Consider the following 20,674-nt stretch of genomic DNA (forward strand, 5'->3'; position numbering starts at 1 on the left):
CACTGGACTTGCACACGACATACAGGCCCTGTGGGAGCGCAATTTCATCGGTTCTGCAAAAACGCCTGATGCAACTCCTCCAGCGTTTCAAAGTGATAAGCCGGCGCTTCAGCGTTCAACTCTTCAAAACTGCCAAACCCATAGCCCACCGCCGCCCCATCCAGGCCATTGCTGCGTGCACCGATCAGGTCATGTTTACGATCGCCGATCATCAGCGTATCCGCCGGATTCAGGCCTTGCTCGGCAATCAGGTGGGCAATCAACTCGACCTTGTTGGTCCGCGTGCCATCCAGCTCGCTGCCGTAGATCACCTTGAAGTGTCGGGCAAAGTCGAAGTGCCGGGCGATCTCGCGGGCGTACACCCATGGCTTGGACGTCGCGATATACAGCTGCCGCCCTTGGCCGCTCAGGGTTTCCAGCAACGGCGTGACACCGTCGAACACGCGGTTCTCGTACAGTCCCGTCACCTTGAAACGCTCGCGGTAGAAATTCACCGCCTCCCAGGCCTTGGCCTCGTCGAAATCGTAGAACTGCATGAACGCCTGCAACAGCGGCGGGCCGATGAAATGCTCAAGCTTTGTCAGGTCCGGCTCGTCGATGCCGAGTTTGCTCAAGGCGAACTGAATGGAACGAGTGATGCCCTCACGCGGGTCGGTCAGGGTGCCATCGAGGTCGAACAGTACGGTCTGGTAGTGCATGAGAAATCCTGAGCAGGTGTAAGTCGATTCAGAGCTGGTCGTAGCCTTCAGCCAGGTGCAGATCCTTGAGCTTCACGTAATTCGCCGCGCTGTAGGTGAAGAAGGCGTTTTCCTTATCGGTCAGCGCACGGACCTGTTTCACCGGGCTGCCCACATACAGAAAGCCGCTTTCCAGACGTTTGCCCGGCGGCACCAGGCTGCCAGCGCCGATGATCACATCGTCCTCGACCACCGCGCCGTCCATGACAATGCTGCCCATGCCGATCAACACGCGGCTGCCAACCGTGCAGCCGTGGAGCATGACTTTGTGGGCAATGGTCACGTCGTCGCCAATCAGCAGCGCGAAGCCGTCCGGGTTGAACGGGCCTGCGTGGGTGATGTGCAACACGCAACCGTCCTGCACGCTGGTGCGCGCACCGATGCGGATGCGGTGCATGTCGCCACGAATGACCGTCAGCGGCCAGACGGAGCTGTCTTCGCCGATTTCGACGTCGCCGATCACCACCGCCGAGCCGTCGACAAATGCGCCTTTGCTCAACTGCGGGGTGTGATTCTGGTATTTGCGAAGGGACACGATTAGTTCTCTCTCTGTCGCCGATAGCTGCGGTGAGTGTCGATTGTAATTAAGATGGGCGCATGTTTCTTCCAGCCAAGGTGCCAACCGTGAGCGTGAACAACCCTCTTCTGCAGTCCTACGACCTGCCGCCGTTCTCCACGATCCGTGCCGAACACGTCCTGCCGGCCATTGAAACCATCCTGGCCGACAACCGCGCCGCCATCGCCGACATCCTCAAGACCCAAGGCCAGAACCCGACATGGGCCGGCCTGGTACTGGCGATGGACGAACTCAATGACCGCCTCGGTGCGGCATGGAGCCCGGTCAGCCACCTCAACGCCGTGTGCAACAGTGCCGAACTGCGTGATGCCTACGAGTCGTGCCTGCCAGCCCTGAGCGCCTACTCCACCGAGATGGGCCAGAACCGCGAATTGTTCCAGGCCTATGAAGCCCTGGCTAACAGCCCGCAAGCTGCCGGTTTCGACGTGGCGCAAAAAACCATTCTGGAACACGCCCTGCGCGATTTCCGTCTGTCGGGTATCGACCTTCCGGAAGCCGAACAGAAGCGCTACGCCGAAGTGCAGAGCAAACTGTCCGAGCTGGGCAGCCGCTTCTCCAACCAACTGCTCGACGCCACTCAGGCCTGGACCAAGCACGTCACCGACGAAGCCGCCCTCGCCGGCCTGACCGATTCGGCCAAGGCGCAAATGGCTGCCGCCGCACAGGCTAAAGGTCTGGACGGCTGGCTGATCACCCTGGAATTCCCGAGCTACTACGCGGTGATGACCTATGCCCAGGACCGCGCGCTGCGCGAAGAAGTCTACGCCGCCTACTGCACCCGCGCCTCGGATCAAGGCCCCAATGCTGGCCAGAACGACAACGGCCCGGTGATGGAAGAGATTCTGGATCTGCGGCAGGAACTGGCCCAACTGTTGGGCTTCGCCAGTTTCTCCGAGTTGAGTCTGGCGACGAAAATGGCCGAGTCCAGCGATCAGGTGCTGAGCTTCCTGCGCGACCTGGCCAAGCGCAGCAAACCGTTTGCCGCGCAGGATCTGCAACAATTGCGCGCCTACGCCGCCGAACAGGGCTGCGCCGATCTGCAAAGCTGGGACAGCGGTTTCTACGGCGAAAAACTCCGTGAACAACGCTACAGCGTCGCCCAGGAAACCCTGCGCGCGTACTTCCCGATCGACAAGGTGCTGAGCGGTCTGTTCGCCATCGTTCAACGCCTGTACGGCATCGAGATTGCCGAGCTCAAAGGCTTCGACACCTGGCACCCGGACGTGCGCCTGTTCGAAATCAAGGAAAACGGCCAGCACGTCGGCCGCTTCTTCTTCGACCTGTATGCCCGTGCCAACAAGCGCGGCGGTGCCTGGATGGACGGCGCTCGTGATCGTCGTCGCACTGTCGACGGCGTGCTGCAAAGCCCAGTGGCCAATCTGGTGTGCAACTTCACCCCGGCCGACAGCGGCAAACCTGCGCTGTTGACCCACGATGAAGTGACCACCCTGTTCCACGAATTCGGTCATGGCCTGCATCACCTGCTGACCCGCGTCGAACATGCCGGCGTGTCCGGGATCAACGGCGTGGCGTGGGACGCCGTCGAGCTGCCAAGCCAGTTCATGGAAAACTGGTGCTGGGAGCCGGAAGGCCTGGCGCTGATTTCCGGTCACTACGAAACCGGCGAGCCGCTGCCACAGGACCTGCTGGAAAAAATGCTCGCGGCGAAGAACTTCCAGTCTGGCCTGATGATGGTGCGTCAGTTGGAGTTCTCGCTTTTCGACTTCGAACTGCACGCCACCCACGGTGACGGGCGCAGCGCCGCGCAGGTGCTCGAAGGCGTACGCGACGAGGTGTCGGTGATGCGTCCACCGGCCTACAACCGCTTCCCCAACAGCTTTGCGCACATCTTTGCCGGCGGTTACGCGGCGGGTTACTACAGCTACAAGTGGGCCGAAGTGCTGTCGGCGGATGCTTTCTCCAAATTCGAAGAAGACGGCGTGCTCAACGCTGAAACCGGCCGCGCTTTCCGCGAAGCGATTCTGGCGCGTGGCGGTTCGCAGGCGCCGATGGTGCTGTTCGTCGACTTCCGTGGTCGCGAGCCGTCGATTGACGCACTCTTGCGCCACAGCGGCCTGAGTGAGGACGCGGCAGCATGAGTGAGGGGCCTGTGATTACCAAGAAGCGCTTTATCGCCGGGGCGGTTTGCCCGGCGTGCAGCGAGCCGGACAAGTTGATGATGTGGAACGAGGACAGCGTGCCACACCGCGAATGCGTGGCCTGCGGTTACGCCGACACGCTCAACGAGCAAGGGCTGTCGGTGCCCAAAGAACTGGGCACGCGGGTCAATACCAGCGCGCTCAAACCGCCAGCAGACAAGAGCGTCCAGGCGGTGCAGTTCTTCCCGAATCCAAAATTGAAGAAAAACCCCGACGAACAACACTGAGTCAGTGCCACCTTCCACCGATTGCGGTGGAAGGTGGTAACTATGTACCACCCTTCTGCCGCGCTTCCTGCTTAGGCTGGCACTTTCAGCCATCGCTCAAGGAAGACGCCATGCTCCACACCAACCCTCTTTTACAACACTGGACCCTGCCTCCGTGGTCGGCGATACGCGCCGAACATCTGCTGCCAGCCATCAACGCGATCGTGACCGATAACCGCCAGGCCGTTGCCAGGGTGATCACCAGCCAGACCGAGCATCCAGGCTGGGACGATCTGGTCGTGGCCATCGACGAAACCGATGCACGTCTGGTTGAGGCCATGGCCGTTATCGACACGCTTTCGACGGTCAAATCCAACGATATCGACTGGCTCAGGGAAAGCGCGTTGTGCAGCGTCGTTGCCGCTCAGTACAGAGCCGACAAGACCGCTGACCTGGCGCTGTACCGCAGTTATCAACGGCTGGCGAAGAGTTCGGTCGCCACCGGTTTCGACGATCAACGCAAAGCGTCGCTGGCGAAAATTCTGCGCAAATTCCGGTTGTCCGGCATCGAACTGCCGCTCGCACAACAGCGCAAACTTGCCCGCTTGAATGGCGAGATCCGGCTAACGGAGCAACGTTTTCGAAGTCATCTGGAGCTGGCCAACGCCGCGTGGAGCCAACGCATAGACGATGTCACTCAGCTCGAAGGCTTGTCTGCGGCAGTGAAGGCGCGCCTGGCGCTCAACGCCAAAGAGGCAGGACACGAGGGTTGGCGGCTGACGCTGGAGCAAAACACCTACCGGCAAATCATGACCCATGCGCAAAACCGGGCGCTGCGTGAGGCCTATTTCACAGCCTGGATCAACCGGGCGTCGGATCTAGGCCCACAGGCGAAAAAACTCGATAACGATCCGGTACTCAAGGTGCTGATCGCATTGCGTCACGAGAAAGCCCAATTGTTGGGCTTCGAGAATTTCGTCCAGATGCGTCTCGAAAACCGCATGGCCACCTCTGCTGCACAGGTTGAAGCTTTTTTGCGCCAGCAACTGGCGTTGAATACGCCGACCCTGCTGCGCGATGCCCAAGCCCTGAAAGCGTTTGCGCACACCCAAGGGATTGCGGATGTCCAGGCGTGGGATGAAGACTTCCTCGCCGAGCAGTTACGCCTCCAGCAGTTGAACGGTGCGTTGAAAGGCTTGCGTGAGTACTTCCCGCTGGAGGGCACGTTGCGCCGACTTTGTCTGTTCAGCGAGCGCATGTTCGGGATCAGCATCGTCGAACAGACGACCGCCAGCCACTGGCATCAAAGCGTACGGCTACTGGAGGTCAGTGAACATGGGCAGGTGATCGGGCATATCTATGTTGACCCCTATCACCGCGAAGACGCGGCCGACTTCGCCTTCACCTCCGTCTTGCGCACCCGTCGAATCAATGCCGAGGGACGGCCGTCACTGCCGATTGCTTGCCTCTACTGCAATTTCAGCCCTGCCACCGACGAGCACCCGTGCCTGCTCTCCCATGAAAACCTGCGGGTGCTGTTCCACGAATTCGGCCATTGCCTGCAGCATGTGCTGACGCGCTCGCCCCATCGCAACTTGTCGGGGATTTCCCAACTGGCGCGTGATACCGCCGAATTTGCCGGGCAGTTGTTTGAACACTGGTGCCTGTCACCCGAGTTTCTGGTGTGGCTGGCGGCGCATTACCAGAGCGGCGAACGCCTGACAGAAGCGCGGGTCAACACCGCGCTGGCCGCCATTGGCGCCCACACCAGTCGGACCACCGCGATGTTACTGATGACGGCGCTGTTTGATCTGGAGTTGCACCACACTCATGGCGATGGCCGAAGCATCGAACAAGTGTTCGAGGATGTGCAACGCGAGATTCCTCATCTAGGAATGTCGGGTTATCACCGCTTCGCCTATGGCTTTGACTATTTGGTGACCGGTTACGAGGCGTCAGTCTATGCCTACAAATGGTCTGGCGTGCTGGCAACCGAAGTGTTCAAGCGGTTTCAGCGAGACTGGGTGTTCGACGCACAAACGGGTCGGGATTTTCGCGAGGCGTTCTTTTCCCCCGGCGACTCGCGCTCGTTGCTGAGCGCGGCGCAGGCGTTTCTCGGCGAGCCGGTCAACACGCAATTTTTTGCGGCCGCACCTCAATGAATTCTCTGGTCACTTGAGATTGACGGTCTGAAACCAGCTCTTCATCGAGCAGGTGGCGAACGCGCTGGTGCTGCAATCACCATTGGCCAGCGCAGTGCGCAGCTTGTCGACATCGGCCTGCATCATGTAGCGAATGCCATCCTTGAAATGGCCGCTTTCGCCGAAACCACCTTGGGTCATCTCGTTCAAGGCATCCTCTTTGCTCCAGCCTTGCACCACCACGCGGTACATCGCTGCCATCAGGCCGGTGCGGTCAGAACCGTGTTTGCAATGCATCAACACCGGGCCCTTGGCTTCGGCGCTCTGGATAGCGCGCAAAGTCTTGAGCACATCGCTGTCATCAACGTGATTGGTGCGATAGGACAACTGCACTTGATTGATGCCTGGCTCGGACAGCCAGCGACTGTCGGCCTCCGGCAAGAAGTTGATCACCGTTGCCACTTTGAGATTTTTCAACAGCGGCACCGCGCCGCTATCGGGCAATGCACTGCGATAGAGGGTCGGCGACATCTGGAACAGGTTGTATTGCACCTCGACCGGCTGCGCCCACTCCTCGGGACGGGAAGGCACGGTATCAGCCGCCTGGGCCGGGATCAGGTGCAGCATGGCGACAAGCGACAAACACAAAGCGGGGAAAAAACGCACTCGAGACATGCTGGGTAGACCGTGTCGGTTTTTTGAAGAATTGAAGCTTCAAGGTTTGCCGGTCAAAGCCCCGTGAGCCGTCTGTCAAAGAAATGTGAATCGGCATCAATCCGCTGAAAAGCGGGTCAGCCATTTCGGCTTTTTTCGACTGAAACGATTCATCTCAATGCTTAGGCTGCTACCATTTGTCACATCATGTTGCAGCTCTCCGGATCATCCCGGCCACGTCGCGACGAAAAATCCTCAAGCCGTTCGCAGAAACGGCTGACCACCCTTAATGCCTGATGAGGTGCCCCCCCCCCATGTCTGATGAAGATCGAGACAACCCGCGGCGTGAGTTTTTGCGCAAATCCCTGACCCTGATTCCCGTCGTCACCCTGGCCGGTACCGGTCTGGGCAGCAGCGTGCTGCAAGCCGCGCCTGAACCTGCGCCCGCAACGCAACCGGTTCGCGCTGACGCCGACGATTATCAGCCAAGCTATTTCACCGCCCAAGAATGGGCCTTCATCCATGCCGCCGTGGCGCAACTGATCCCCAACGACGATCAAGGCCCGGGAGCGCTGGAAGCTGGCGTGCCGCAATACATCGATCGTCAGATGAACACCCCGTATGCCGCTGGCGCCCTTTGGTACATGCAAGGCCCCTTCAACGCCGACGCGGCGCCGGAGATGGGCTGGCAGAGCAAACTCGTGCCAAAAGAGATCTATCGCCTCGGCATCGCCGCCACGGATCAGTGGGCAAAATCCATCAACGGTAAAGTATTTGCTGACCAAGACAGCGCTACCCGAGACGATTTACTCAAACAACTCGAAGCCGGAAAACCGCAATTCGATACCGTCCCCGCGAAGATTTTCTTCAACCTGTTGCTGCAAAACACCAAGGAAGGGTTCTTCTGCGACCCGATCCACGGCGGCAACAAAGGCATGGTCGGCTGGACCATGATCGGCTTCCCCGGCGCCCGCGCCGATTTCATGGATTGGGTGGAACGCAACGAGCAATACCCCTTCCCGGCAGTTTCGATTCGCGGCGAGAGGGCGTGAGCATGGCAACGGTAATGAAGAAGGTCGACGCCGTGATCGTCGGTTTCGGCTGGACGGGCGCGATCATGGCCAAAGAGCTGACCGAGGCCGGGCTCAACGTGCTGGCGCTGGAGCGCGGGCCGATGCAGGACACCTACCCCGACGGCAACTATCCACAGGTGATTGACGAACTGACCTACAGCGTGCGGAAAAAACTCTTCCAGGACATTTCCAAAGAGACCGTGACCATTCGCCATAGCGTCAACGACATTGCCTTGCCCAACCGCCAGTTGGGCGCGTTCCTCCCGGGCAACGGCGTCGGCGGCGCCGGGCTGCACTGGTCGGGTGTGCACTTTCGTGTCGACCCGATCGAGTTGCGCATGCGCAGCCATTACGAAGAGCGTTACGGCAAAAGCTTCATCCCCAAAGACATGACCATCCAGGACTTCGGCGTCAGCTATGAAGAGCTGGAGCCGTTCTTCGATTTCGCCGAAAAGGTTTTCGGCACGTCGGGCCAGGCCTGGACCGTGAAAGGTCAATTGGTCGGTCAGGGCAAGGGGGGCAACCCTTACGCACCGGATCGCTCCAACCCGTTCCCGCTGCAGGCACAGAAAAACACCGTGTCCGCACAGCTGTTCGGCAAAGCGGCTACGGAGGTCGGTTACAAACCCTACAACCTGCCTTCGGCCAATACCTCGGGCCCGTACACCAATCCCTACGGCGCGCAGATGGGCCCGTGCAATTTCTGCGGGTTCTGCAGCGGTTACGTTTGCTACATGTATTCCAAGGCCTCGCCGAACGTGAACATTCTGCCGGCGCTCAAGCCGCTGCCGAATTTCGAATTGCGACCCAATGCCCATGTGCTGCGGGTCAACCTCGACAGCAGCAAAACCAAAGCCACCGGCGTCACTTACGTCGACAGCCAGGGCCGCGAGATCGAGCAACCGGCGGACCTGGTGATCCTCGGCGCTTTCCAGTTGCACAACGTGCGTCTGATGCTGCTTTCCGGGATTGGCAAACCTTACGACCCCATCAGCGGCGAAGGTGTGGTGGGGCGTAACTTCGCCTACCAGAACATGGCGACCATCAAGGCGTTCTTCGACAAGGACACCCACACCAACAACTTCATCGGCGCCGGCGGTAACGGCGTGGCGCTGGATGACTTCAACGCCGACAACTTCGACCACGGCCCGCACGGCTTCGTCGGCGGTTCGCCAATGTGGGTCAACCAGGCGGGCAGCCGACCGATTGCCGGCACCTCCAACCCACCGGGCACTCCGGCCTGGGGCAGTGCCTGGAAACGCGCGACCGCCGATTACTACACCCACCAGGTGTCGATGGACGCTCACGGCGCGCATCAATCCTACAGAGGCAACTACCTCGATCTCGACCCGGTGTACCGCGATGCCTACGGCTTGCCCCTGCTGCGGATGACGTTCGACTGGCAGGAAAACGACATCAAAATGAACCGCTTCATGGTCGAGAAAATGGGCAAAGTCGCCGAGGCGATGGGCCCGAAAGCCATTGCGGTGATTGGCAAGAACGTTGGCGATCACTTCAACACCGCGGCCTACCAGACCACGCACCTCAACGGTGGCGCGATCATGGGCACCGATCCGAAGACCAGCGCGCTGAACCGCTACTTGCAGAGCTGGGACGTGCATAACGTCTTCGTGCCGGGCGCTTCAGCGTTCCCGCAGGGCCTGGGCTACAACCCGACCGGGCTGGTGGCTGCGTTGACCTACTGGTCGGCAAAAGCGATCCGCGAGCAATACCTGAAAAACCCCGGCCCGCTGGTTCAGGCGTAAGGAGCGATGACCATGAAAAATCTTGTTATCGCGACCTTGGCCCTGCTCGGCAGCGCCTCTTTGCAGGCCGCCGAAGTTGATCAATCCTTGATCAAAAAGGGCGAATACCTCGCCCGTGCCGGCGACTGTGTGGCTTGCCACACTGCAAAAAACGGTAAGGCGTTCGCTGGTGGCCTGCCGATGGAAACCCCGATCGGCACGATCTATTCGACCAACATCACTCCGGATAAAACCGGCATCGGTGATTACAGCTTCGAGGACTTTGATCAGGCCGTACGTCATGGTGTCGCTAAAAACGGTAGTACGTTGTACCCGGCGATGCCGTATCCGTCCTACGCCCGTGTCAGCCAAACCGACATGAAAGCGCTGTACGCGTATTTCATGCAGGGCGTAGAACCGGTGGCGCAACAGAACAAGGCCAGCGACATTCCATGGCCGTTGAGCATGCGCTGGCCGCTGATGGGCTGGCGCTGGATGTTTGCGCCGAAGGTCGAGGGCTATAAAGCGACATCGGATGATCCGGTGATCAGCCGTGGGGCGTACCTGGTGGAAGGCCTGGGCCATTGCGGCGCCTGCCACACGCCGCGTGCCCTGACCCTGCAGGAAAAATCCCTGAGCGCGGCCGATGGCAGCACGTTCCTGGCCGGCAGCGCGCCACTGGAAGGCTGGATCGCCAAGAGCCTGCGCGGCGATCACAAGGACGGCCTCGGCAGTTGGAGCGAAGAGCAACTGGTGCAGTTCCTCAAGACCGGCCGCAGTGACCGCAGCGCAGTGTTCGGCGGCATGAGCGATGTGGTCACCCACAGCATGCAATACATGACCGACGCCGACCTGACTGCAATTGCTCGCTACCTGAAGTCGTTGCCAGCGACTGATCCGAACGATCAACCGCACTCGTACGATGAAAAAGCCGCCAAGGCCCTATGGAACGGTGACGACAGCCAGCGCGGCGCGTCGGTTTACATCGACAACTGCGCGGCATGCCACCGCACCGACGGCCACGGCTATACGCGGGTATTCCCGGCGCTGGCAGGTAATCCGGTGCTGCAATCGGAAGATCCAACCTCATTGATCCACATCGTGCTCAAGGGCGGGACATTGCCGGCAACGTACACCGCGCCTTCGACCTTCACCATGCCCGGCTTCGCCTGGCGGTTGTCGGATCAGGAAGTGGCGGATGTGGTGAGCTTCATTCGCGGCAGTTGGGGTAACAAGGGCGCGCCGGTGAACGCTGCCGATGTCGCGAGCCTGCGCAAGAACGATACGCAGACCACTTCCGGGGATGACCTGGGGCAAGTTACTGCGCAGTAACGAGGCTTGAATACCGCTGACATGGCATGGGTGTTTTTGCTGTGTCAGCGGGCAATTCAACGCGTGGACTGAAAGCCCTTGAATTGCGCAAAGGCATCGGCTAACTGCAGGTAAAGTTTTTTGTCGTATTTATCGACGTCACCATCGCCATCGGCGTCAACGGCGTCTTCGGAAATCAGGTCATAACGACCATTGCCTTCCGATGAAGAGGCAAAGAGCGAGTAGTCGTAGTCCATCATTTCGGTCGCGTCTTCATCATAGTGATAAAACGCGACCTCAGGATTTCCGTCTCGGTCCATATCCGCAATTTCCAGCAATATCCTGATAGCCATTGATCAAGTCCTTTCAGTTGATTTCGCCCGTACAACCGACAATCGTGCCTAGGCTTCTGGACATTAAAGTTGGGGAGAAATCGGGTCTACTGTCAGACTTGACAGGATGTATACACATACAGTCGTCTGGCCTGAACAATAACCACTGTAAATACTGACACCTGTCAACTCTGACAGTAGACACTCTTCTTTACGTTACTTAGGGTGCAAAGGGAAGCAGACGCAATTGTCCTTAATATCGCCCTGGTATGGAGCACAAAGACATGAGCTATTCATTGCTATATGAGTTCAAAGACACGGATGGGGACGGAAAGGCAGAAGCGGTAATTTCCCGGTACAACAATGGAGATGCAGTTAATTCAATGCCCGACGTTGTGGTCACGGCGTACGCCAATACCGCCAACGGAAAATTTGACACGGTCACCGGAGTCGACGACGTCGAGGGCGACGGTGACATTGATGAGGATGACGAATCCTATTATGCCCTGGCAAGCGACCTCGCCTCTGCTTTGGTCGGTTTGAGTACCGTCGGTGCGGGTCGTCTTTACCGATGCATACTTATCTCATTTGGAGACAACGCCTCAGGGAGCAAACTTGGCGACGTCAACATTGGTTTGTTTAATGTCGCGAACTCCGATTTGACTCGCCCGGATTCAGTCGTGACCGTCACAGGTTATGACAAGGGTATGTATAAAAAAGTGTCAGGATCGACGGACGCAGACGGTGATGGCGATATTGATCTGGACGATGAGTTTATTTTCAGAAAAATCGCGGTCTCCTTTGCGTCAATGAGAGATTTTAAAATTTGAAATAAGCGCTGACATGGTTGCTACGGTGTCGACGAAACACTGTCCGACAAAAAACCCTGCATGCGTGAATCATGCAGGGTTTTCTTGCATTTATCGCCGTGCGCTTTACGGATTAACGATACTTGCATAAGCCTTGGCCAGCGCCATCAACTTGGCTTTGTCATCGCCATCAATGTCACCGTCGCCGTCGACATCTTTCTTGTCCGTGCGGATGGTGAAGGACTTGCCGCGATCAGCGGATACCGCCACCACGTAGATGGAATCGACCAACGCCTCGGTCGATAGTTGCTCCTCGGCATTCCAGCCCAGTTCCTTGCGGGCAAGTTGCATGGAAACAATGGTATTGGGTTCCGATGGACCCGGCAGCATCATTTGTAGAAAAACACCACGTTGATTGAGGTACGACATACATAAAGTCCTTTTAGTTTAAAAATCAGGCATCAGTACCTGAAAGTTGAACAAGACTATATTTGATAATTTTCATATACAACGGAACATATGTATCGCCGGCTTTCCATAGTTATGGCTATTTAAGGAACCTATCAGCAAGCTGCATGGCTGAACGGTACTGGATCACGATGGGCATTACCGGATACTGTATGCATATACAGATCAGAGATTGCTCAATGTTCAGTCCTCTCCCTCCCCGCGGTCGCGGCACCGCCACCAACCCGCACAACCGTTTCGCGCCGAACCGTTCGGTGGTCGAGGACGACGGCTGGTATCAGGAAGTGCCCGAGACGCAGGGCACCGAGGTGATGATCGAAACCGCGAAGACCATCATCACTCGTAACACGTCGCCGGATTTGCCCTTTGATCGTTCGATCAATCCCTATCGTGGCTGCGAGCACGGCTGCATCTATTGCTACGCGCGACCCAGCCACGCCTATTGGGATATGTCGCCGGGTCTGGATTTTGAAACGAAGCTGATCGCCAAGACCAATGCCGCACAGGTACTGGAAGAACAACTCGGGAAAAAAGGCTATCAATGCGCGCCGATCAATCTCGGTTCCAACACCGATCCGTATCAGCCAATCGAACGCGAATACAAGATCACTCGTCAGATCCTCGAAGTGCTTTTGCGCTATCGACACCCGGTGACCATCGTCACCAAAGGCTCGCTGATCCTGCGTGATCTCGATCTACTGACCGAACTGGCGCAGCAACGGCTGGTGGCGGTGATGATCAGCCTCACGACGCTGGACGATGAGCTCAAGCGCATCCTCGAACCCCGCGCCGCAGCGCCCAAGGCACGGCTGAGGGCAATCCGGGTGATGCGCGAAGCAGGAATTCCGGTGGGCGTGCTGTGTTCGCCAATGATTGCGATGATCAACGACAGCGAGATCGAGAGCCTGCTCACCGAGGCCCACGCCGCCGGCGCGCAAAGTGCTGCGTACATGATGCTGCGCCTGCCGCTGGAAGTGGCGCCGCTGTTCGAAGAATGGCTGAACGCGCATTACCCGCAAAGGGCGGCGCATGTGCTGAGCCTGATTCGCCAGAGCCGTGGCGGCGAGCTCTACGACAGCCGTTTCGGCGCACGGATGCGGGGCGAAGGGCCGTTTGCCGATCTGCTCGCGCAACGTTTCGCCAAAGCCATCAAGCGTCTTGGACTCAATCACCGCGAGGGCTACAACCTCGATTGCACAGCCTTCTGTCCGCCAGGACGGCAGATGTCATTGATTTAGCAAACGGGCCAATGCATGGATATAACGAGGCCTGTATGAGAACTCATACAGGCCTTGTCTTTATTTACGCAATGACGATGCCACTGTAAGCCTTCGCCAACGCGATCAACTTCGCCCGGTCATGACGGTCAATATCACCGTCACCGTCCATATCGCCGTATGGCCCGACCTCAAAATTTTTGCCGTTATCGCGCGATATTGCAGCAATCTGTTTAATGTCAACCAACTTTTCGGTTATAAGTTTTGTTTCTGGATCCTGTTGTTTTTGTTTAGTTGCAAAGTTCATGATCACCATGATCTCTTTGCGAGGCAGCGAAATTTCCATCTTTTCTAGAAAAATACCTTTGATACTATTTGGACGCAAAACAGATGTCATAAAAAATCCCTTTTTTAATTTATTTGCCTTATTGAACGTCTCGGCACTTCGGATCATACGGGCCATCATCTTCAACGCCATTCAACATCTGTTTCATCAGGTTTCGTATGGTTAACCCAGGGACTGGCTCGGGCCACTGCTCTGCCCTCAATTGCTGAGCGCCAGCGACGCCGCCACGACTTGTCACGGCAAGGGAGGACTCACCCACCTCAAGGCCCGATAGAAATTGCACAGCCTTCTGTCCGCCGGGTCGCCAGATTTCCTAGATTTAGCGACAATTGACCTATGGTTGAGCGGTTGGAACCCTTCCGTCGAACTGCCTCAGTCACGTTTTTTGTGACCTGGAACACACGTTCTAGAGCGTTTGATTCAGTTTGAATTAAGTTTCGACGGCTACCTTGTTCATCGAGTGACTGACGGGTCGGGATAACCCGGATGTTTTAAACAGCCACTGGCTTCACACCGGAATACACGGGAATGACTCCCAGAATCCGCCAAAGAGGATGAATCATGAGTGACAAGGATAAACAGCCGTTGGCTGCGTCGGCGCAAGCCCCTGAGGCGCAATCCGCCGATGCAGCGCTGCGACAGATCGTTGACGGCTTTTTGCATTTTCATCATGAGGTCTTCCCGCAGCAGGAAGAACTCTTCAAGAAACTCGCCACGGCCCAATCGCCACGGGCGATGTTCATTACCTGCGCCGATTCGCGCATCGTCCCCGAGCTGATCACTCAGAGTTCACCCGGCGATCTGTTCGTGACGCGTAACGTCGGCAACGTTGTTCCACCTTATGGCCAGATGAACGGCGGCGTTTCCACCGCCATCGAATACGCGGTGCTGGCGCTGGGCGTGCAGCACATCATCATCTGCGGGCACTCCGATTGTGGCGCCATGCGTGCGGTGCTCAACCCGGACAGCCTGGAAAAAATGCCGACGGTCAAAGCCTGGCTGCGCCACGCTGAAGTCGCGAAAACCATGGTGCACGACAACTGTCACTGCGCCGACGAAAAAGAAAGCATGCCGATCCTCACCGAGGAAAACGTCATCGCCCAATTGCAGCACTTGCGTACCCATCCTTCGGTAGCCTCACGCATGGCGAACGGTCATCTGTTCATCCATGGCTGGGTCTACAACATCGAAACCAGCGAAATCAAAGCTTACGACGCGGATCAGAGTCGATTCCTGCCGCTCGACGGCAGCCATCCGATTCCGGTGGCGACGCCCAAAGCGCGCTTCTAAATCTTCCTAAAAATCTGTGTGGTTTGACGCCGGCCGCTGTTTCAGCGGTTCGGCGAAGCCATGCCTGAAGAAAACTTCGGGAGAATCGCCATGCGTGCGGCTCAATTGAAAGCGGTATTGCCACGGGAGTTGCTCGCTTCAGTGGTTGTGTTTCTGGTCGCCCTGCCGCTGTGCATGGGTATTGCGATTGCGTCGGGATTGCCACCGGCCAAAGGGCTGATCACCGGGATCATCGGTGGTCTGGTGGTGGGTTGGCTGGCCGGTTCCCCTCTGCAGGTCAGCGGACCGGCAGCGGGTTTGGCGGTGCTGGTATTCGAACTGGTACGACAGCACGGCATCGAGATGCTCGGGCCGATTCTGTTGCTGGCAGGTTTCCTGCAATGGGTGGCCGGGCGCTTGAAGCTCGGTTGCTGGTTTCGCGTCACGGCGCCAGCGGTGGTGTACGGCATGCTCGCCGGGATCGGCGTATTGATCGTGCTCTCACAAATCCATGTGATGCTCGACGCCTCACCAAAGCCCTCCGGGCTGGATAACCTCACGGCTTTCCCCGGTGCGGTGGCGCAAGCCTTGCCGTCATTCGGCTGGCAGGCCGGACTGCTCGGGCTGTCGACCATTGCCGTGATGTGGCTGTGGGAGAAATTGCGCCCGCATTCGCTGCGCTTCATTCCCGGCGCATTGCTGGGGGTCGGTCTGGCTACGGGCGCCAGCCTGATGCTCGCCTTGCAGGTGAAACGGGTTGAAGTGCCGGCGAACCTGGCGCAAGCCATCGACTGGCTGAAACCTGCGGATCTGCTCAGTCTGGCGGATCCGACGCTGCTGATCGCTGCGCTTGCCGTAGCGTTTATCGCCAGCGCCGAAACCCTGTTGTCGGCGGCCGCGGTCGATCGGATGCACAGCGGCGTACGCTCGGACTTCGACCGAGAACTGTCGGCGCAGGGTGTGGGCAACATGCTCTGCGGTCTGGTCGGTGCGCTGCCGATGACCGGGGTGATCGTGCGCAGTTCGGCCAACGTTCAGGCCGGTGCGACCACGCGTTACTCAACGATTTTCCATGGCCTGTGGTTGCTGGCGTTCGTGTTGTTGTTATCGAGCGTGCTGCAAAGCATTCCGGTGGCGAGTCTGGCGGGTGTGCTGGTGTATACCGGTTTCAAACTGGTGGACCTGAAAGTCTTCCGTGGTCTGAGCCGTTATGGCCGGATGCCGATGTTCACCTACGCCGCGACGGCGCTGGCGATCATCTTCACGGATCTGCTGACCGGCGTACTGATCGGTTTCGGTCTGACCTTGCTGAAACTGGCGTTCAAGGCTTCACGACTGAAAATCAGCCTGATCGATCTGCCGCAACAAGGCGAGATGGAGTTGCGCCTGCTCGGCGCGGCGACGTTCCTCAAGGTGCCGGCGCTGACGCAGGTGCTGAACACGATTCCAACGGGCACGACGGTGCATGTGCCGCTCAATAACCTGAGCTACATCGACCATTCGTGTCTGGAGTTGCTGGAGGAGTGGGGTCGGGCGAATGCGGCGAAGGGGTCGAAACTGTTGATTGAGTCGCGTGGGTTGAAGCGCAGGCTAGAGGGGCGGATTCGTACTACCACCGGGATCGGCACGGCCGGCTAAATCTTCCCGCCTGAACACAAACCCTGTGGGAGGGGGCTTGCTCCCGAAAGCGATGAATCAGTCGACATTGTTAGTGACTGACACACCGCCTTCGGGAGCAAGCCCCCTCCCACATTGGCATTTGCGCACGCCTTTAAATCAGGCAGCCGGTTGATCCAGCTCCAGGCCCACGCCCAGTCGGCGGCCCATGCACGGCCAGCGTTTCCACGCGGCGCCGGTGTCCGGGCTGCTTAGTTTTTCGCGGTAGGCCTCTACCGACTCCAGCGCAAAACTCTCTTCGTCGAGCATCTCGTCGATGGCGTGATGCACAGCTTCGTCCAGTTGGTTGGCAAATTCCTCACCGATCAATTGGTGAGCAATCAGATTGGCGACCGTCATGTCCAGGGGGATCAGTGGCTGGCCGAAATGCTTGATGTAGAGGTCGTTGACCTCTTCGACAAAACGGTGCGCCAGATAGGCTTCGTCCAGCAGGCTGTCCAGGCCAACGTGCCCGGCCATGATGGCCGGCGGCTGGAGGAAATACTGCTCGGCGATTTTCAGCACCGGTTTGATCTGCGATTCGATTCCCGCTTCCCTGGCGACTTCATTGGCTGCATCCAGCAGGTCTGGCACTTCTTCGATGTAGGCGGCGACAAAACGCGTCAGTACGCCTTGGGCGTCGGCTTCCGGCAATTGGATCGCCGGATGTAAATGAGGCAGCTTGCTTTCCAGCTGACGAGTCAGCAGGCCGGTGTCTTTCTCATGTTGTTGGGCTGTTTGGATCTGCTCGCGCAATGCGGCGGTGTTCATGAAAACTCCAGGAAACAAGGCAATGAAATAGGGAAGACATAAGTTAGCTGGCTTACGAAAAATGCTAAGACGCATTTGTCATAATTATTTCATCCTTGATGCACCCGCGTTATATCCGTTTGCCACCACTCGTCTGCATCCTTCTCCATTCGTGCCCTCGAACGCAAGTCCCGGCTGTTTCAGTTCATTTACGTCCTCACATTGCAATTTCCAGTCGCTGTCTATACTCGCCATTGAATGGAGTTAGCTGATGACGCCCGACTGCCCACGCAGCAAGGCCCGGCGATTCAAGTTCGTAGTCTGATGCAGCCGCTCCCTTGCCGCAGGCGTTGCGCCTACGGGATAACAAGAACGATAAGGGGAACCCGCAATGATGCGACATCCACACGTCTGGATGGGCCTCCTGTTGTGGTCGATTTTCAGCCAGGCTAATGCGGCCTGGACTGTGAATATGGCGCCTGGAGCGACTGAGATCAGTCACGCAGTATTCGACCTGCACATGACCATCTTCTGGATCTGTGTGGTGATCGGGGTCATCGTCTTCGGCGCCATGTTCTGGTCGATGATGGTGCACCGCCGCTCTACCGGGCAGGTCGCCGCAAAATTCCACGAAAGCACCACCGTCGAGATTCTCTGGACCATCGTGCCGTTCCTGATTCTGGTGGCGATGGCCGTGCCGGCGACCGCCACCCTGATCAAGATGTACGACACCAGTGAGCCGGATATCGATATCCAGATCACCGGGTATCAGTGGAAGTGGCACTACAAATACCTGGGCCAGGACGTTGAGTTCTTCAGCAACCTGGCCACCCCCGCCGAGCAGATCCACAACAAGGAAGCCAAGGGCGAGCACTACCTGCTTGAGGTCGACAAGCCGTTGGTGCTGCCAACCGGGGCCAAGGTGCGCTTCCTCGTAACCTCAGCCGACGTCATCCACTCATGGTGGGTGCCGGCCTTCGCGGTCAAGCGCGATGCGATCCCGGGGTTCGTCAACGAAGCCTGGACGCGCATCGACAAGCCCGGCATTTACCGTGGCCAGTGCGCCGAATTGTGCGGCAAGGATCACGGCTTCATGCCGATCGTGGTCGAGGTCAAGGAAAAGGCCGACTACGACAAGTGGCTCGCCGAGCGTAAGGCCGAGGCCGCGCAGCTCAAAGAGCTGACCAGCAAGGAATGGACCCTCGACGAGCTCAAGGAGCGCGGCGACAAGGTCTATCACACCACCTGCGTAGCCTGTCACCAGGCCGAAGGCCAGGGCCTGCCGCCGATGTTCCCGGCACTCAAGGGCTCGAAAATCGCCACAGGGCCGAAAGAAGGTCACCTGAGCATTGTCTTCCACGGCAAACCCGGCACCGCCATGGCGGCGTTCGGCAAGCAACTGTCGGAAGTCGATATCGCAGCGGTCGTGACTTACGAACGTAACGCCTGGGGCAACAACAAGGGCGACATGGTCACGCCAAAAGAAGTGCTGGAGCTGAAACAGGCGCAAAGCAAATGAGCCGGTCTATCGCGTACTTCGTGAACCGGCCGGGGCAGCGCGCCCCGGCCAGCCCCGTCCACTCAAGTAAAGGAGACCGGCCATGAGCGCTGTCATCGACGACCACGGTCATGCCGACCACGCCCACGGCCCCGCCAAAGGCCTGATGCGCTGGGTGCTGACCACCAACCACAAGGACATCGGCACGCTGTACCTGTGGTTCGCGTTTTCCATGTTCTTGCTGGGCGGCTCGTTCGCCATGGTGATCCGCGCCGAGCTGTTCCAGCCCGGATTGCAGATCGTCGAACCGGCGTTCTTCAACCAGATGACCACCATGCACGGTCTGGTGATGGTTTTCGGGGCGGTGATGCCGGCGTTCGTCGGCCTCGCCAACTGGATGATCCCGTTGATGATCGGCGCGCCGGACATGGCCCTGCCACGGATGAACAACTTCAGTTTCTGGCTGCTGCCGGCAGCGTTCCTGATCCTGGTGTCGACCCTGTTCACCCCCGGTGGCGGGCCGAACTTTGGCTGGACGTTCTATGCGCCGCTGTCGACCACCTACGCGCCGGAAAGCGTGACGTTTTTCATCTTCGCCATCCATTTGATGGGGATCAGTTCGATCATGGGCGCGATCAACGTGATCGCGACCATCCTCAACCTGCGCGCCCCCGGCATGACGTTGATGAAAATGCCGCTGTTCGTCTGGACCTGGCTGATCACCGCGTTCCTGCTGATCGCGGTGATGCCGGTGCTGGCCGGGTGCGTGACGATGATGCTGATGGACATTCACTTCGGCACCAGTTTCTTCAGCGCCGCCGGTGGCGGTGACCCGGTCTTGTTCCAGCATGTGTTCTGGTTCTTCGGCCACCCCGAGGTGTACATCATGATCCTGCCTGCCTTCGGTGCCGTCAGCTCGATCATCCCGACCTTCTCGCGCAAACCGCTGTTCGGCTACACCTCGATGGTCTACGCGACGGCGAGCATCGCGTTCCTGTCGTTCATTGTCTGGGCGCACCACATGTTCGTGGTCGGCATTCCGCTGGTCGGCGAGCTGTTCTTCATGTACGCCACACTACTGATCGCCGTGCCGACCGGGGTCAAGGTGTTCAACTGGGCGAGCACCATGTGGCAAGGCTCGCTGACCTTCGAGACGCCGATGCTGTTTGCCGTGGCGTTCGTGATCCTGTTCTCGATCGGCGGGTTCTCCGGGCTGATGCTGGCCATCGCCCCGGCGGACTTCCAGTATCAGGACACCTACTTCGTGGTGGCGCATTTCCACTACGTGCTGGTGCCGGGTGCGATTTTCGGGATCTTCGCCTCCACGTACTACTGGCTGCCGAAATGGACCGGCCACATGTACGACGAAACCCTCGGAAAGCTGCACTTCTGGCTGTCATTCGTCGGCATGAACCTGACCTTCTTCCCGATGCACTTTGTCGGCCTTGCGGGAATGCCGCGGCGGATTCCGGACTACAACCTGCAGTTCGCCGACTTCAACATGGTCTCCTCGATCGGCGCGTTCATGTTCGGCGCCACGCAGATCTTCTTCCTGTTCATCGTGATCAAGACCATTCGCGGCGGGCCGCCGGCACCGGCCAAACCATGGGATGGCGCCGAAGGCCTGGAGTGGAGCGTGCCGTCACCGGCGCCGTATCACACCTTTACTACGCCGCCGGAAGTGAAATGAAACGCCTTGCCTTTGTGGGAGGGGGCTTGCTCCCAC

The 20,674-nt window shown here is 58.4% G+C and carries 19 protein-coding genes; 12 read left to right on the forward strand and 7 right to left on the reverse strand.

Annotated elements, in window-relative coordinates:
• Positions 1-44: 44 nt before the first annotated feature.
• On the reverse strand, positions 45-698 hold the full coding sequence (locus ACIOWA_RS06090) for an HAD family hydrolase (protein ID WP_339465434.1): 654 nt from the start codon (positions 696-698) through the stop codon (positions 45-47).
• A gap of 28 nt (positions 699-726) precedes the next feature.
• Entirely contained in the window at positions 727-1,272 is a 546-nt protein-coding gene (locus tag ACIOWA_RS06095) for a gamma carbonic anhydrase family protein (protein ID WP_339432401.1), read from the reverse strand.
• A gap of 62 nt (positions 1,273-1,334) precedes the next feature.
• Here ACIOWA_RS06095 and prlC point away from each other — a divergent pair, with 62 nt between their 5' ends.
• The 3 genes from prlC to ACIOWA_RS06110 all read left to right on the forward strand — a co-directional run bounded on the left by prlC (position 1,335) and on the right by ACIOWA_RS06110 (position 5,841).
• Positions 1,335-3,413, forward strand: a complete 2,079-nt coding sequence (prlC, locus tag ACIOWA_RS06100; RefSeq protein WP_339538801.1) for an oligopeptidase A — start codon at positions 1,335-1,337, stop codon at positions 3,411-3,413.
• Positions 3,410-3,700, forward strand: a complete 291-nt coding sequence (locus ACIOWA_RS06105; RefSeq protein ID WP_339465431.1) for a YheV family putative zinc ribbon protein — start codon at positions 3,410-3,412, stop codon at positions 3,698-3,700. Before prlC ends, ACIOWA_RS06105 begins: the two co-directional genes overlap by 4 nt.
• A 110-nt stretch (positions 3,701-3,810) precedes the next feature.
• Positions 3,811-5,841 (forward strand): M3 family metallopeptidase, encoded by a 2,031-nt coding sequence (locus ACIOWA_RS06110; RefSeq protein ID WP_401158782.1) that lies wholly within the window; start codon positions 3,811-3,813, stop codon positions 5,839-5,841.
• Positions 5,842-5,850: 9 nt separating this feature from the next.
• Here the strand turns inward: ACIOWA_RS06110 and ACIOWA_RS06115 are convergent, their stop codons facing one another.
• Entirely contained in the window at positions 5,851-6,495 is a 645-nt protein-coding gene (locus ACIOWA_RS06115) for a tyrosine-protein phosphatase (RefSeq protein ID WP_339432397.1), read from the reverse strand.
• Positions 6,496-6,788: 293 nt separating this feature from the next.
• On the opposite strand from ACIOWA_RS06115, the gene ACIOWA_RS06120 reads away from it, so the two are divergent.
• Genes ACIOWA_RS06120 through ACIOWA_RS06130 form a run of 3 tightly spaced genes read left to right on the forward strand, consistent with a single transcriptional unit; the run spans position 6,789 to position 10,624 of the window.
• A complete protein-coding gene (locus ACIOWA_RS06120) occupies positions 6,789-7,526 on the forward strand; it encodes a gluconate 2-dehydrogenase subunit 3 family protein (protein WP_339465428.1) in 738 nt (245 codons plus the stop codon).
• Between the two features lie 2 nt (positions 7,527-7,528).
• A complete protein-coding gene (locus ACIOWA_RS06125) occupies positions 7,529-9,313 on the forward strand; it encodes a GMC family oxidoreductase (protein ID WP_401158785.1) in 1,785 nt (594 codons plus the stop codon).
• 12 nt (positions 9,314-9,325) lie between these two features.
• A complete protein-coding gene (locus tag ACIOWA_RS06130) occupies positions 9,326-10,624 on the forward strand; it encodes a c-type cytochrome (RefSeq protein WP_401158787.1) in 1,299 nt (432 codons plus the stop codon).
• A gap of 56 nt (positions 10,625-10,680) precedes the next feature.
• Here ACIOWA_RS06130 and ACIOWA_RS06135 read toward each other — a convergent pair whose 3' ends face one another.
• A complete protein-coding gene (locus ACIOWA_RS06135; RefSeq protein WP_221732296.1) occupies positions 10,681-10,956 on the reverse strand; it encodes a hypothetical protein in 276 nt (91 codons plus the stop codon).
• Between the two features lie 263 nt (positions 10,957-11,219).
• On the opposite strand from ACIOWA_RS06135, the gene ACIOWA_RS06140 reads away from it, so the two are divergent.
• Positions 11,220-11,765 carry a hypothetical protein gene (locus ACIOWA_RS06140; RefSeq protein WP_401158789.1) on the forward strand — a complete coding sequence of 182 codons (546 nt, stop codon included), beginning with the start codon at positions 11,220-11,222 and terminating at the stop codon, positions 11,763-11,765.
• A 105-nt stretch (positions 11,766-11,870) separates the two neighbouring features.
• Here ACIOWA_RS06140 and ACIOWA_RS06145 read toward each other — a convergent pair whose 3' ends face one another.
• The gene (locus tag ACIOWA_RS06145; protein WP_221732294.1) at positions 11,871-12,173 is read right to left on the reverse strand and encodes a hypothetical protein; all 303 of its coding nucleotides are present in this window, start codon (positions 12,171-12,173) and stop codon (positions 11,871-11,873) included.
• A gap of 218 nt (positions 12,174-12,391) precedes the next feature.
• Between ACIOWA_RS06145 and ACIOWA_RS06150 the strand changes: the two genes are divergently transcribed.
• On the forward strand, positions 12,392-13,450 hold the full coding sequence (locus ACIOWA_RS06150) for a PA0069 family radical SAM protein (protein ID WP_401158792.1): 1,059 nt from the start codon (positions 12,392-12,394) through the stop codon (positions 13,448-13,450).
• 64 nt (positions 13,451-13,514) lie between these two features.
• Here ACIOWA_RS06150 and ACIOWA_RS06155 read toward each other — a convergent pair whose 3' ends face one another.
• Positions 13,515-13,892 carry a hypothetical protein gene (locus ACIOWA_RS06155; protein WP_339432390.1) on the reverse strand — a complete coding sequence of 126 codons (378 nt, stop codon included), beginning with the start codon at positions 13,890-13,892 and terminating at the stop codon, positions 13,515-13,517.
• A gap of 444 nt (positions 13,893-14,336) precedes the next feature.
• Between ACIOWA_RS06155 and ACIOWA_RS06160 the strand changes: the two genes are divergently transcribed.
• Together ACIOWA_RS06160 and ACIOWA_RS06165 are read left to right on the forward strand one after the other, a co-directional pair.
• Positions 14,337-15,065, forward strand: coding sequence for a carbonic anhydrase (locus ACIOWA_RS06160; RefSeq protein WP_221732291.1), 729 nt, complete (start codon positions 14,337-14,339; stop codon positions 15,063-15,065).
• Between the two features lie 90 nt (positions 15,066-15,155).
• Positions 15,156-16,682 carry a SulP family inorganic anion transporter gene (locus tag ACIOWA_RS06165; RefSeq protein WP_339432389.1) on the forward strand — a complete coding sequence of 509 codons (1,527 nt, stop codon included), beginning with the start codon at positions 15,156-15,158 and terminating at the stop codon, positions 16,680-16,682.
• Positions 16,683-16,820: 138 nt separating this feature from the next.
• On the opposite strand, the gene ACIOWA_RS06170 is transcribed toward ACIOWA_RS06165, so the two are convergent.
• Positions 16,821-17,471 carry a hypothetical protein gene (locus tag ACIOWA_RS06170; RefSeq protein ID WP_339432388.1) on the reverse strand — a complete coding sequence of 217 codons (651 nt, stop codon included), beginning with the start codon at positions 17,469-17,471 and terminating at the stop codon, positions 16,821-16,823.
• Between the two features lie 370 nt (positions 17,472-17,841).
• On the opposite strand from ACIOWA_RS06170, the gene coxB reads away from it, so the two are divergent.
• Complete coding sequence (coxB, locus tag ACIOWA_RS06175) at positions 17,842-18,969, forward strand: cytochrome c oxidase subunit II (protein WP_221732288.1); 1,128 nt, start codon at positions 17,842-17,844, stop codon at positions 18,967-18,969.
• Between the two features lie 82 nt (positions 18,970-19,051).
• Entirely contained in the window at positions 19,052-20,638 is a 1,587-nt protein-coding gene (gene ctaD / locus ACIOWA_RS06180; RefSeq protein WP_339432386.1) for a cytochrome c oxidase subunit I, read from the forward strand.
• Positions 20,639-20,674: the final 36 nt, after the last annotated feature.

The organism is Pseudomonas sp. NPDC087614, assembly GCF_044743485.1.
GTDB classification, from domain to species: Bacteria; Pseudomonadota; Gammaproteobacteria; order Pseudomonadales; family Pseudomonadaceae; genus Aquipseudomonas; species Aquipseudomonas baetica_A.

Excerpts from the sequence above, each read along its gene's own strand:
- ACIOWA_RS06160 (WP_221732291.1), top strand. The coding sequence starts at position 14,337 with ATGAGTGACAAGGATAAACAGCCGTTGGCTGCGTCGGCGCAAGCCCCT.
- ACIOWA_RS06115 (WP_339432397.1), bottom strand. The coding sequence starts at position 6,495 with ATGTCTCGAGTGCGTTTTTTCCCCGCTTTGTGTTTGTCGCTTGTCGCC.
- ACIOWA_RS06105 (WP_339465431.1), top strand. The coding sequence starts at position 3,410 with ATGAGTGAGGGGCCTGTGATTACCAAGAAGCGCTTTATCGCCGGGGCG.
- ACIOWA_RS06140 (WP_401158789.1), top strand. The coding sequence starts at position 11,220 with ATGAGCTATTCATTGCTATATGAGTTCAAAGACACGGATGGGGACGGA.
- ACIOWA_RS06110 (WP_401158782.1), top strand. The coding sequence starts at position 3,811 with ATGCTCCACACCAACCCTCTTTTACAACACTGGACCCTGCCTCCGTGG.
- ACIOWA_RS06090 (WP_339465434.1), bottom strand. The coding sequence starts at position 698 with ATGCACTACCAGACCGTACTGTTCGACCTCGATGGCACCCTGACCGAC.
- ACIOWA_RS06155 (WP_339432390.1), bottom strand. The coding sequence starts at position 13,892 with ATGGCCCGTATGATCCGAAGTGCCGAGACGTTCAATAAGGCAAATAAA.
- ACIOWA_RS06125 (WP_401158785.1), top strand. The coding sequence starts at position 7,529 with ATGGCAACGGTAATGAAGAAGGTCGACGCCGTGATCGTCGGTTTCGGC.
- ACIOWA_RS06130 (WP_401158787.1), top strand. The coding sequence starts at position 9,326 with ATGAAAAATCTTGTTATCGCGACCTTGGCCCTGCTCGGCAGCGCCTCT.
- ACIOWA_RS06165 (WP_339432389.1), top strand. The coding sequence starts at position 15,156 with ATGCGTGCGGCTCAATTGAAAGCGGTATTGCCACGGGAGTTGCTCGCT.
- ACIOWA_RS06135 (WP_221732296.1), bottom strand. The coding sequence starts at position 10,956 with ATGGCTATCAGGATATTGCTGGAAATTGCGGATATGGACCGAGACGGA.
- ACIOWA_RS06145 (WP_221732294.1), bottom strand. The coding sequence starts at position 12,173 with ATGTCGTACCTCAATCAACGTGGTGTTTTTCTACAAATGATGCTGCCG.
- prlC (WP_339538801.1), top strand. The coding sequence starts at position 1,335 with ATGTTTCTTCCAGCCAAGGTGCCAACCGTGAGCGTGAACAACCCTCTT.
- ctaD (WP_339432386.1), top strand. The coding sequence starts at position 19,052 with ATGAGCGCTGTCATCGACGACCACGGTCATGCCGACCACGCCCACGGC.
- ACIOWA_RS06170 (WP_339432388.1), bottom strand. The coding sequence starts at position 17,471 with ATGAACACCGCCGCATTGCGCGAGCAGATCCAAACAGCCCAACAACAT.
- ACIOWA_RS06150 (WP_401158792.1), top strand. The coding sequence starts at position 12,392 with ATGTTCAGTCCTCTCCCTCCCCGCGGTCGCGGCACCGCCACCAACCCG.
- coxB (WP_221732288.1), top strand. The coding sequence starts at position 17,842 with ATGATGCGACATCCACACGTCTGGATGGGCCTCCTGTTGTGGTCGATT.
- ACIOWA_RS06120 (WP_339465428.1), top strand. The coding sequence starts at position 6,789 with ATGTCTGATGAAGATCGAGACAACCCGCGGCGTGAGTTTTTGCGCAAA.